This is a genomic window from Streptomyces lienomycini (assembly GCF_027947595.1).
GTDB classification, from domain to species: Bacteria; Actinomycetota; Actinomycetes; order Streptomycetales; family Streptomycetaceae; genus Streptomyces; species Streptomyces lienomycini.
In genome coordinates this window covers 3,854,224-3,866,020 of sequence record NZ_CP116257.1, presented here as the reverse complement: position 1 = coordinate 3,866,020, position 11,797 = coordinate 3,854,224, and the positions used below count along the sequence as shown (strand labels likewise).

Below are 11,797 nucleotides of genomic sequence, written 5' to 3'. Positions count from 1 at the left end.
GGGTACCACGCATGCCCGCGGGACCCCGCTTTCCGCGTGGCACGGTGAAGGCCCCGACCGGTGGGTCGCATACCGGTCGGGGCCTTCGCCGTGCGGGGCGGGCGGCTCAGCGGGTGGGCAGGGCGTCCGCGCCGTGACCGGTGTCCGTGGTGGCGGTGCCGGCCGGGGCCGGCGGCCGGTTGCCGCGGGCCCTGCGTACCGCGTAGGCGAGCAGGACCACGGCGAGGCTGCCGATGCTGGTGAGCAGTTGGGTGCGCTGGTCGCCGATGACGGCCATGGCCACCAGGACGGCGGCGAAGCCGGCCATCACCACCCAGGTCAGGTAGGGGAAGAGCCACATGCGCAGGGACAGCCGTTCCGGGGCCTCGGCTTCCAGCCGGCGGCGCATGCGCAGCTGGGACGCGCCGATCATGAGGTACATGAAGATGGCGATGGCGCCGGAGGAGTTCACCAGGTAGGTGAAGACGGTGTCCGGGGAGAGATAGGCGAACAGCACCGAGACCCAGCCGACGACGGTGCCGGCGAGGATGGCGCGGGCCGGGACGTTGCGCTTGTTCGTCGCCACGAGCCAGGCCGGTGCGTCGCCGTGCGTGGCGAGGGCGCGCAGCATGCGCGAGGAGACGTAGACCGAGGAGTTGAGCACGCTCAGCACCGCGGTGAGGATCACGACGTCCATCACGACGCCCGCGCCGGGCAGACCGATGATGTTCCAGGCGGCCACGTAGGGGCTGGCGAGGACCTTGGCGCTGTCCCACGGCACGATGGTGACGACCAGGACGATCGAGCCGACGTAGAAGAGGATGATCCGCCAGATGATGCCGGTGGTGGCGCGGGCGACGGAACGTTCCGGTTCCTTGCTCTCGGCCGCGGCGATGGTGACGATCTCCGCTCCGCCGAAGGCGAAGATGACCACGACGATCGCGGAGAAGATCGCGGTGAAGCCGTTCGGGGCGAAGCCGCCGTGCGCGGTCAGGTTCGAGAAGTCGAACGACGCACCCGGCCAGCCGCCGAAGACGTGGAGTCCGCCGACGACGAGGAAGGCGACGATCGCGGCGACCTTGACGGAGGAGAACCAGAACTCGAATTCGCCGAACGACTTCACCGACAGGAGATTGGTCGCGGTCATCACGACCATGAGGCCCATCGCCAGCACCCAGAGGGGCAGTCCGATCCACGCGTGCAGGATCGCCGCCCCCGCGACGGCTTCGACGGCCACGATGATGACGTAGTAGTACCAGTACAGCCAGCCGATGGTGAAACCCGCCCACGGTCCGATGGCGGTGCGCGCGTAGTCGGCGAAGGAGCCCGAGGACGGCTTCGCCACGACCATCTCGCCGAGCATCCGCATCGTGCACAGGACGAGGGCGCCGGCCAGGCAGTACGACACGATCGCGGCGGGTCCGGCGGTCTTGATCACCGAACCGCTGCCGACGAACAGGCCGGCGCCGATCGCGCCGCCGATCGCGATCATCGCCATGTGGCGGTTGCGCAGCGAGCGGCTGAGTTCCGGTTGCGCGCTCTGCGGCTCTCGGTGCGGTGCGGGGGATGTCATGGCAGCTCCAGTCCTGGGCAACGGGTGAGGCGGGCGCGGAGGGGTCCCTCCCGCAGAGGGGGTCCGGCGGCGGAGGTGGTGGGTGCGGCGGTGGCCCGGTCGGGGCCGCCACGCCGTGGCGTCACGTCCAGTCGCCCTCGCGGCCGCCGCCGATCACCCAGGTCAGCGCGCGGAAGCGGCGCAGCGCCTCCCGGGCGTCGGGGGTCTCCATGCGGACGGTCCGGGGGCCCGCCTGTTCGACTCCGGTCAGTGCGCAGGCGCGTTGGACGAGGTGTCGGCTGTCGACGTCGACCTCCACCACGTGCGGCGTCGGGCGTGCGGTGGGGCGGGGCGGGGCGGCGGAGAGGGCCGCGGCCGCCTCCCCGCGGATGTCGGCGGTCGTGGCGGCCGGCGTGCGGCAGATCGCCGCGTGACGCGAGATGGCCGTCTTCACGGTGACGGTCCGGCAGCCCGGGGCGTACCGGGCGGCGTCGTGGCAGGTCACGTCGTCGCCGGTGACCAGGACCACGGGAGAGCCGGACTCGGCGGACACCAGGGCGTTGAACTCCCCCTCGCCGACGGGTTCGCCGTCGACGCGCACGCCGAGGACGCTGTTCGACAGGTAGGTGTGGGCGAGGACGCCCTCCTCCCCCGCGCCGGTGTGGTAGCCGACGAACGCCACGGCGTCGACGCCGGTCTCCAGGCCCTGCATCATGCCCAGCGGCTTGTGCCGGCCGACGATCAGGACCGCCCGGGGGTCGAGTTCCTCGATGAGTATGTTGTCCATGCCGCAGTGCGCGTCGTTCACGACGACTTCGTCGGCACCGGCGTCGGCGAACCCCGCGACGGCGGCGTTGACGTCTGGGTGAGCAGTCGGCGGAACCGTTCGTAGCGTGGCGTTCCCGCCTCGACGTCCGCCGGGAGGACGGTGCCGGTCGCTCCTTCCATGTCGGCGGATATCAGGACGCGTGTCATCCGGTCACCTCCTTCGGCGCTGCCGCGGTGCTGCCTGAGCACAGCGCCACCAGGGCGTTCGCCTGGGAGAGCCCGCTCTCCTCGACCACACCGCGCACGCTCTGGGCCTCCCGCACGAGCGCGAGGGCGATCTGGCCGCCGGAGTCCGTCCGATAGCCGTACACAGCGGGTCGCGGCAGGGAGTTGTAGGAGAAGTGCGAGGAGAAGTAGTACGCCCCGGTGTCGTACAGCGCCACCACGTCGCCCGGTTCGACGGCCGGCAGTTCGCGCCCGGTCGCGGTCAGGTCGCCGGCGAAGCAGCACGGGCCCGCGATGTCGACGATCTCGGTGGGGCCCTGCTTGGGCCGGCCCTCGGCGTCGAACACTCCGACGCGCAGCGGCCAGGCGTCCGGCATGAAGACGGTACGGGTGGCTACCTGGGCGCCGGCGTGGGTGACCGCGATCCGCCGGCCGCCGGCCGACTTGGTGTATTCGACGACCGAGCCGATGGTGCCGCTCTTGGCGAGCAGGGAACGGCCGAACTCGGTGATCAGGGCGTAGCGGCCGTCGAAGAGCCCGGGGGCGGCGGCGCGCAGCTCGGCGACGTAGTCGGCGTACGTCGGGCGGTCGTCCTCGCTGTCGAAGTTGACGGGCAGGCCGCCGCCGATGTCGAGTCCGGTGATCTGGGCGCGGCCCAGTTCCGTGTTGATGCGCTCGGCCAGCTCGTACGCCGCCCGCACCCCCTGGGCGATGAGGGGCAGCGGGCAGCCCTGGGAGCCGACGTGGGCGTGCAGCCGGTTGAGCCACGGCCGGCGCGCGAAGGCCTCGATCACCGCGTCGACGGCTCCCTCGTCGCGCAGTGCGACGCCAAACTTCGATGTGGCGGTCGCCGTGCTCATCGCACCGATGGCTCCCGCCCCCACCTGGGGGTTCACTCGCAGCCCGATGGGACCGGCGGGCTCCCGGCCGGCCAGCAGGCCGTCGACGCGGGCCATCTCCTGGAAGTTGTCCAGGTTGATCGCGATGCCGTGGGCCAGGGCGAACTCCAGCTCCTCGACCGTCTTGGCGGGGCTGTCGAAGACCAGTCGGTCGTAGGTGAATCCGGCCGCCAGCGCCTGCTCCAGTTCTCCGGGCGAGGCCACCTCGCAGCCCATGCCCGCCTCGGCGAGCAGCCGCAGCACCGGGACCAGCCCGCACGCCTTCGCCGCGAACGTGTGCTGCACCGCCGCCGGTCCCTCGAACGCCTCGTTCAGTGCGTCGACGGCGGCCAGCACGCCGTCGACGTCGAGGAGACCCACCAGGGGCGCCTGCGGGCCCAGCAGGCCGTCCTCGACGGCTCGTGCGAGCGCGGCCTCACGGGCCGTGCCGCGCTGATGGGGGGAACCGGAAGTCACTGCACCACGCTCCAGACGCGTCGGTCGTGCCCGGCGCTCGTCGAGCGGCCGGGCGTTGTCCTGTGTCACAGCTTCGGTCCGCGCGGCCCGCCACGTCTTCGTCCCACACGACCATGGATGAGTTCGCTTCCTGTGTGACACGACAATCAAACGATCTTGAACGTGGGTGGGGCCGCCGCGCCCAGAAAGACCGATGCGCTCACTCCGTGCGTCGCGCGAGCCTCAGTCCGATGTCCGCCAGGAGCCGCAGCGTGGGGTCGGCCACGTCGACGCCGAACAGCTCACGGGCCCGCCGCAGCCGGTAGCGCAGGGTGTTCGGATGCACGTTCAGCCGCTGGGCGGCCGTACCCGTGTCACCGAACGCGTCGATGTGGGCGGCGACCGACGCGCCGTACTCGGAGCCGTGCGCGCGGTCGTGCTCCAGCATCGCGTGCACCGGACCCGACAGGCTCTCCCACAACGGCGCGACACGGTCGAGCACCCGCAGCACCGACACCTCGGGGACCAGTTCGCCGAACGCCGCCACCGCGGAGACCACCTCCGCGGCCGGCAGCCGTGCGGCCCGCTCCCGCAGCACCCGCACCACCAGCTCGGCGGCCTCGCGCGAGGCGGGCAGCCCCGACAGGTCCGCGGTCACCGGGCCGACGCCCGCGAACACCACGCCGCGCGGCACCGAGCGGGCCGTCGCCAGCAGGGCACGCGCCGGGTCCGCCTCACCGTCCCCCGCCGGGAGCAGCACGTACAACCGCCGTCCCGACCGCGCCGTCACACAGCCCGGCCGGTACGCCGCCGCCTGCAGCGCGAGTACGTCCAGCACCCGCTGCTCGGCGGCGCCCCCCGCCGCCGGGGCGGGCACCACGTTCAGGTCCCGGCTGTCGTACGCCTCCGCGACCATCACCGTGTACGGGCGGTCCGGCGCGACCCCGGCGTCATGCGCGACGCGAGCCGCCTGTCCGCTCCCGTCGAGAAGTGCGTGCACCGCGCCCTCCCGGGCCCTGGCCGCGGCCCTGCCCCACGTCTGGTGGTGGGACAGATGCGGCACGGCGGCACGGGCCGCCGTGTGCAGCGCCGCCGCCGCGTCCTCGGCCAGCGGCCGGCCGTCGGCGGCGGCCCAGAGCGATCCGAGGATCTCCGACCCGTGGCGCACCGCGACGGCCAGCCGTTCCGCGTACCGGTCGTCCGCGGGCAGCCGGACCACGCCGTCGGTGCTCCACAGGGCCTGGAAGAAGCCGCTCTCCCGCAGTTCGTGCACCCGCCAGCGCGGGACCTCCTGCCCGAGGATCGTCAGCCTGCGCATCGGGTCGGGCTCATGGTCCATCCGGGAGTAGGCCAGCACCCGCGAGCGCGGGTCCTCGATCGTGATCGCGCCGCCGACCAGGGACGCCACCGTGTTGGCGAGCCCGGGCAGGTCGCCCAGCCGCAGCCCCTCCACCCCGGTCGTGCCGGTCGGGGCGCTGTGCGCCAGAGCGGTGCGCAACTGGCCGAGCACCTCCGTCCACCCCTGCCCCGGCCGCCGGGTGAGCAGCGCCGTGCGCCCCGAAGCGGCCGCCTCCAGCAGCGCCGTCCGCGGCCCGTGCGCACCCCGCCTCAGCACCACCGCGGCGGCTCCGGCCCGGTCGGCACCGCGCAGCACGTCGAGCGCGTCCGGGGAGGCGACGTCCACGCCGACCGCGAGCAGGATGAGTCCGGACGCCGCCCACGCGCCGTCGTCCCGCTCCTCCCCCGGGTCGTGCAGCACCACGTCGGCCACCGGCACACCGGGGCCGCGCGGCGCCACGACGACATCGAGCATCCCGGGGGCGATCAGGCCGAGGATCTGCTCCAGCGACGGCCCGCCGTCCTGCCGGACGGGTTCCTGTGTTGCCATGGGTCCATCATGGTCGCCCGCCGGCCGCTGCGGTCGCCCGCCCTCGGCGGGTGGTCGTGCGGCCGGGCCGGAGTCCTTCCCATTCCGGCCCCGGCCTCCTGCCGCGCCCCCTAGACTGCTGCCCCACACGGGTGCCGGCCGGAGGGGAAGCTGTGCCACGGTCCGACGCGGCGGTCAGGACTCGTACCCGCCTGCTGCTGATGTACAACCTCACGCCGCAGGCGCGCGTGCCCGACGACGCGCTCCGTCCGCTGACCGAGGCGCTCGGCCTCGGCCGGTTCGCCACCCACGTCGAGGCCGCCGGACAGCTGCTGCCCCGGCTGGTGCTGCACGAACGTGTCTCCGAGATCACGTTGCCGCCGAACGCGGCCCGGGTCGACGGTGCGACGGTCACCCTGGCCGTCACGCCCCGCAGGGACCCGCTGCTCTTCGTGGACGTCGAGATCGCCGAGGGCGCGGACGACCCGGACGTGATCGCCGAGACCCTGTACGCCACCTGGCAGGACCGCTCCGCGATACGCGTCGCAGGGGTGCCGATGTGCGCATGGCTCGACGAGCGTCTGCGCGCGTACGACGGCGCTGACGACCGGCCCGCCGGCCGGCCGGCGCTCGAGTTCGGCCGCAACGTCCACCAGAGCGTCTTCCCCGGAGCGGCACTGGCACGAGGGCTGTTGGCCGAGCACAGAGTCGGCGACGCGGTCGGCCGGGAGGTGGTGACCATCGTGCTGCGCGGCACGCTGGACAGCGGCACCGGCGCCACGCTGGGCATCCGGCGGCCCGAGACGTTGAACAACGCCGGGCAGACCATGGTCGCGCACGGCAGAGGCGTGTCGTTGATCGTCGGGTACGCGCCCGCGACGGAGAACGCGTTCGCGCTGGCCGCTGCCGGCATCCTCACCGCGGTCGCGTCCGTGCACCGCGTCCGGCGGCAGGCGTTCGAGGCGCTGGAGCTCGACCGGGACGCGGCGGTCGAGACGACGGACGACGCCCGTGCCCTGGTCGCGCAGCTCTCGCGCAGACTCAATGATCTCCAGCTCGACCTGAGCTTCAGCGTCGAGGCGTACGCCGACACGATCCTCATACCGGAGCTGCTGGTCGAGAGCTTCCACTCCTCCTTGCGCGACGTCTCGTCGCTGGCGGACGCGCTGGCCAACACGTCCCGCATCGTCGAGCGCGTGAACGCGGTACTCGCGACGCGCCGCGTCGATCTGGAGACGGCGTCCCAGCAGTACGCCGAGGACCGGGACCGGGTACTGGCCGCGGTGATCGCCGTCGGTTCGCTCCTCGCGCTTCCGCCCGCGCTGCTGCTGGCGTACTTCGGCGTCAACAGCAGCGACGTGGATGCGCGCCGGTCGATCCTGGACCTGCACCATTACGGTGTCGCGTACGCGATCGCCTGGTTGCCGTTCCTGCTGCTGATCGTGGTCGGCCTGGTCGCGCGCCGCCGCATATCGCTGCGCCTGTCCGCCCCCGGCGCCGTCACTCCCGAGCGGAGGCGACGGCGTTCCCCCTTCGGACGGGCCCGGCGACGCGGCAGGTGACGGGGGCGCGGTCAGGCGGCGCAGTCCGGGCAGATGCCGCGGTACGTCACTTCGACCTCGGAGACCGTGAAGCCGAATGACTGGGAGGGCGGGAGGTCCGAGAGCGGGTCGCCCGTCGGGTGCACGTCGCGGATCGAGCCGCAGCGCGCGCAGAGCAGGTGATGATGGGGGCGGTGCGCGTTCGGGTCGTAGCGCTTGGCGCGGCCGTCGGTCGACACCTCGAGGACCTCGCCGCGGTGCACCAGTTCACGCAGCGTGTTGTACACCGTCGCCCGGGAGATCTCGGGCAGCCGCTGCGCCGCTCGGGCGTGCACCTCGTCGGCGGTCAGGTGGACGTGGTCCCCGTCGAGGACCTCGGCGACCACGCGCCGCTGCGCGGTCAGGCGCCAGCCGCGTTCGCGAAGCCGCCCCAGGAGATCACTCATGCGCAGCACCTTAACAGTCTTCGACGTCAGTTCAAGAGCGGATATCGCTCTAGATGGCACCTTGCCTTAGATCGAGTCCAATGTAGGGTGGTGCCGGAACACGCGCGGGGCGGCTTCGCCCCGGGCTGTCGGCCGGCCGGGACCGTCAGGCCCTGAGCGCATGCGAAGAACCACACCGAGGAGCAAGCCTTGCCTGAGAACAACCAGAAGCCGCTGACCACGGTTGCCGGTGCACCGGTTCCGGACAACCAGAACTCCCTGACGTCCGGCCCGCGCGGACCGATGCTGCTGCAGGACGTGTGGTTCCTGGAGAAGCTCGCCCACTTCGACCGCGAGGTCATCCCGGAGCGCCGGATGCACGCCAAGGGCTCCGGCGCGTTCGGCACCTTCACGGTCACTCACGACATCACGCGCTACACGAGCGCGAAGATCTTCTCCGAGATCGGCAAGAAGACTCCTCTGTTCACCCGGTTCTCCACGGTCGCGGGTGAGCGCGGCGCCGCCGACGCCGAACGCGACATCCGCGGTTTCGCCGTCAAGTTCTACACCGAGGAGGGCAACTGGGACCTCGTCGGCAACAACACCCCCGTGTTCTTCTTCCGCGACCCGCTGAAGTTCCCGGACCTCAACCACGCGGTGAAGCGCGACCCGCGCACCAACATGCGCAGCCCGGAGAACAACTGGGACTTCTGGACCAACCTCCCCGAGGCGCTGCACCAGGTCACGATCGTGATGTCGGAGCGCGGCATCCCGGCCTCGTACCGGCACATGCACGGCTTCGGCTCGCACACCTACAGCCTGATCAACGCCGAGGGCGAGCGGTTCTGGGTCAAGTTCCACCACCGCACCCAGCAGGGCATCAAGAACCTCACCGACGCCGAGGCCGAGGCCCTCGTCGGCAAGGACCGCGAGTCCCACCAGGGCGACCTCTTCAACGCGATCGAGGACGGCGACTTCCCGAAGTGGAAGCTGTTCATCCAGGTCATGCCGGAGGCCGACGCGGAGAACTACCGCTTCCACCCCTTCGACCTCACGAAGGTCTGGTCGAAGAAGGACTACCCGCTGATCGAGGTCGGCGAGTGGGAGCTCAACCGCAACCCCGACAACTACTTCGCGGACGTCGAGCAGGCCGCCTTCAGCCCGGCCAACGTGGTCCCGGGCATCAGCTTCTCCCCCGACAGGATGCTGCAGGGCCGGCTCTTCTCCTACGGTGACGCCCAGCGCTACCGCCTCGGCGTCAACCACCACCAGATCCCGGTCAACGCCCCGAGGAACCCGGTGAACTCCTACCACCGCGACGGCGGCATGCGCGTCGACGGCAACCAGGGAGCCACCCCGGGCATCGAGCCCAACTCCTACGGACGCTGGCAGGAGCAGCCCGCCTACCGCGAGCCGAGCCAGGCCGTGGGTGCCGTCGCCGACCGGTTCAACTACCGCGAGGACGACGACAACTACTTCGAGCAGCCCGGCAACCTGTTCCGGCAGATGAGCTCCGAGCAGCAGCAGGTTCTCTTCGAGAACACGGCGCGCGCGATCAACGGTGCCTCGGAGCAGACCATCGAGCGGCACATCCACAACTGCACCCAGGCCGACCCGGCCTACGGTGCGGGCGTCCGCAAGGCGATCGAGGCCCTGGCGGCCGGCAACCTCTGACCCGGCCGGTCAGCGAGACGCGGTTCGCCCGTACCGCGCCGGCGTGGGCACACGTGATGTGCCCACGCCGGCGCGGGCGTGCCGCCACGGAGAGACTTCATGGACATGCACAGCAGTGGTGGGCTGACTCCCGAGCAGACGGAGCGCGTCGTGGCCATCGCCATGGATCTGGCCCGGGAGGGCAGCACCGAACAGCTGGCGGAGTTCCTGGCGCACGGGCTGCCCGTGGACGTACGCGACCCGGCGGGCAACACCCTGCTCATGCTCGCCGCGTACCACGCTCACGCCGACACCGTGCGGGCCCTGCTCCGGCACGGCGCCGACCCGGACCTCCGCAACGACCGGGACCAGTCCCCCATCGCCGGCGCCCTGTTCAAGGGCGCGGACGACGTGGTGACCGTGCTGCGCCGGGCCGGCGCGGACCTGGACTCCGGTACGCCGACCGCGCGGGCAGCCGCTTCCATGTTCGGCCGGGAGCACCTGCTCGCGTCCGCGCAGTGATCGCCACGCACGCGAGCGGTGCCCACGCTCAGGCCGACCGCAGGCAGAACGGGTGGCCGGCGGGGCTGGCGTAGACCCTGCCGCCCTTCCGTACCGCGGGGTCGACGTCCTCGGTGGGATCGAGCCGGCGTGCGCCGGCCGCGAGCGCCGTCGCGTCCGCCGCCGCGAGGTCGTCCGTCGTCAGATCGACGTGCATCTGCTGCGCGCCGCCCGCCGGCCATGTCGGCGGCAGCTGCTCGGGCGCCCGCTGGACGACGATCACCGGGAAGCCGTCCGCCCGGAGGAAGTGATGGGTCTCGGTCCTCGTGACCGAGCCGCCCAGCATCCGGTGCCAGAAGGCACTTTCGGGTTCCGGTTCGGCCGCGTCGATGATCACGGCGCCGAGGCTGATGTTCATGGTCGTCTCCGATGTTCGATGTTGGTTGTTCGTCGTTCGTCGTTCGCTGTCCGGGCGGGGCTCACACGACCGGGATGATGCCGCCGTCGACCCGGAACTCGGCTCCCGTCAGCCACTTCCCGCGCCCGGACGCGAGGAACGCGATCATCTCCGCCACGTCCTCGGGATCGCCGGGCCGGCCCATCGGCACGTTCAGATGGTCCGCGATCTGCTGTTGGACCTGCTCCAGCCCGGTGCCCTGCTGGTCGGCCATCGTCTGAAGATGCCGGACGGCACCCTCGGTGGCCACGAAGCCCGGCAGGACGCACACCACGCGCACTCCGTGCTCGCCCACCTCGGTCGCCAGCTCGCGGCTGTAGGCGTTGAGCGCCGCCTTGGCCGCGGCGTAGGACGCCTCGGTGCGCTGCGGCAGGCGGCTCGCGATCGACGAGACGTGCACGACCACCCCGGAACCCCGCTCGACCATCCCGGGCACCAGGACCCGGTCCAACCGGACGGCACTGAGCAGGTTCATCGCCAGGTCCGCGCGCCACGACTCGTCCGACCGCCGCAGGGTCGGCGCCGGGGCGCTCGCGGCACCCGCGTTGTCGACCAGGACGTCCACCCCGCCGACGCTGTCGAGGACGCGTCGGCCGAGTTCCGCCACGCCTTGCTCGGTGGCGAGGTCCGCGGGGATGTACGTGGCCGGCAGGTCCTGCGGGGGCGCGCTGCGCGAGGCCGTCAGCACCGTCGCGCCCGCGGCGGCGAACCGGCGGGCGGTTGCCTCGCCGAGCCCGCGGCTGCCACCGGTGACCAGCACGCGCAGGCCGTTGAGCCCTTCTTCCACGACTGTCATGGGAGTACCTCTCCAGTAAAGTGAACCTGACTCCGGATACTCTAACCTGAACCTGGTTCACCATAGGGAGGCCCCCCTTGCCGTCATCACGTCCGCTGCGCTCCGATGCGCGGGGCAACCGCGAGGCACTCCTCACCGCGGCGCGGGAGGCGTTCCTCACCGGGGACGCCGACGCCCACGTGAAGGAGATCGCCCGGCAGGCCGGGGTGGCGGTCGGAACGCTCTACCGCCACTTCGACACCCGTGAGGCCCTCGTGGAGGCCGTCTACCGCCAGGAGGTCGACGAACTGTGCGCCGCCCCGGGGGAACTGCTCGACCGGCACGCCCCGGACGAGGCGCTGCGTCGCTTCCTGCTGCTGCTCGTGGAGCACGCGGCCGTGGGCAAGGGGATGGCCGTGGCGCTGGAGAGCATCATGGCGACGGATTCACCGGTCTTCGACGACGCCCGCACGCAGATGGAGAAGGCACTCGACCGGCTCCTCGACGCGGGGACCGCGGCCGGCACCCTCCGTCACGACGTCGGCGGACGCACCCTGCTGCGCGCGCTGGGAGGCATCTGCGCGATGCGCCCCACCGAGGGGTGGCGCGACGAGGCCGCGCACATCACGGCGATCCTCTTCGACGGCCTGCGCTTCGGCGGGCCGGTCCGGCCGGCGGCCACGTGAGAGACTCCCACCGCGTACGGAAGGGAGTCCGATC

10 protein-coding genes and 1 pseudogene are annotated in these 11,797 nt (G+C 72.0%); 4 read left to right on the top strand and 7 right to left on the bottom strand.

Annotation, left to right across the window (positions count from 1 at the left end):
• Window positions 1-106 precede the first annotated feature (106 nt).
• The 4 genes and pseudogenes from BJ961_RS17400 to BJ961_RS17385 form a co-directional block, all read right to left on the bottom strand.
• Window positions 107-1,552, bottom strand: coding sequence for an amino acid permease (locus tag BJ961_RS17400; RefSeq protein WP_271413755.1), 1,446 nt, complete (start codon window positions 1,550-1,552; stop codon window positions 107-109).
• Between the two features lie 121 nt (window positions 1,553-1,673).
• Window positions 1,674-2,506 (bottom strand): annotated as a pseudogene (locus BJ961_RS17395) (M55 family metallopeptidase).
• The gene (locus tag BJ961_RS17390) at window positions 2,503-3,879 is read right to left on the bottom strand and encodes a type III PLP-dependent enzyme domain-containing protein (protein ID WP_271413754.1); all 1,377 of its coding nucleotides are present in this window, start codon (window positions 3,877-3,879) and stop codon (window positions 2,503-2,505) included. The pseudogene BJ961_RS17395 and the gene BJ961_RS17390 overlap by 4 nt, the downstream one beginning before the upstream one ends.
• Before the next feature lie 199 nt (window positions 3,880-4,078).
• Window positions 4,079-5,746, bottom strand: coding sequence for a PucR family transcriptional regulator (locus tag BJ961_RS17385; RefSeq protein ID WP_271413753.1), 1,668 nt, complete (start codon window positions 5,744-5,746; stop codon window positions 4,079-4,081).
• 152 nt (window positions 5,747-5,898) lie between these two features.
• Here BJ961_RS17385 and BJ961_RS17380 point away from each other — a divergent pair, with 152 nt between their 5' ends.
• Window positions 5,899-7,287: a hypothetical protein gene (locus tag BJ961_RS17380; RefSeq protein ID WP_271413752.1), complete on the top strand. Its 1,389-nt coding sequence runs from the start codon at window positions 5,899-5,901 to the stop codon at window positions 7,285-7,287.
• Window positions 7,288-7,298: 11 nt separating this feature from the next.
• On the opposite strand, the gene BJ961_RS17375 is transcribed toward BJ961_RS17380, so the two are convergent.
• Window positions 7,299-7,712 carry a Fur family transcriptional regulator gene (locus BJ961_RS17375; RefSeq protein WP_271413751.1) on the bottom strand — a complete coding sequence of 138 codons (414 nt, stop codon included), beginning with the start codon at window positions 7,710-7,712 and terminating at the stop codon, window positions 7,299-7,301.
• Window positions 7,713-7,901: 189 nt separating this feature from the next.
• Between BJ961_RS17375 and BJ961_RS17370 the strand changes: the two genes are divergently transcribed.
• Both BJ961_RS17370 and BJ961_RS17365 read left to right on the top strand, forming a co-directional pair.
• Window positions 7,902-9,365, top strand: coding sequence for a catalase (locus BJ961_RS17370; RefSeq protein ID WP_271413750.1), 1,464 nt, complete (start codon window positions 7,902-7,904; stop codon window positions 9,363-9,365).
• A 99-nt stretch (window positions 9,366-9,464) separates the two neighbouring features.
• The gene (locus tag BJ961_RS17365; protein WP_271413749.1) at window positions 9,465-9,866 is read left to right on the top strand and encodes an ankyrin repeat domain-containing protein; all 402 of its coding nucleotides are present in this window, start codon (window positions 9,465-9,467) and stop codon (window positions 9,864-9,866) included.
• Between the two features lie 28 nt (window positions 9,867-9,894).
• Here BJ961_RS17365 and BJ961_RS17360 read toward each other — a convergent pair whose 3' ends face one another.
• Window positions 9,895-10,263: a VOC family protein gene (locus BJ961_RS17360; protein WP_271413748.1), complete on the bottom strand. Its 369-nt coding sequence runs from the start codon at window positions 10,261-10,263 to the stop codon at window positions 9,895-9,897.
• A 61-nt stretch (window positions 10,264-10,324) separates the two neighbouring features.
• Complete coding sequence (locus BJ961_RS17355; RefSeq protein ID WP_271413747.1) at window positions 10,325-11,098, bottom strand: oxidoreductase; 774 nt, start codon at window positions 11,096-11,098, stop codon at window positions 10,325-10,327.
• 77 nt (window positions 11,099-11,175) lie between these two features.
• On the opposite strand from BJ961_RS17355, the gene BJ961_RS17350 reads away from it, so the two are divergent.
• Window positions 11,176-11,763, top strand: a complete 588-nt coding sequence (locus tag BJ961_RS17350) for a TetR/AcrR family transcriptional regulator (RefSeq protein ID WP_271413746.1) — start codon at window positions 11,176-11,178, stop codon at window positions 11,761-11,763.
• Window positions 11,764-11,797 lie beyond the last annotated feature (34 nt).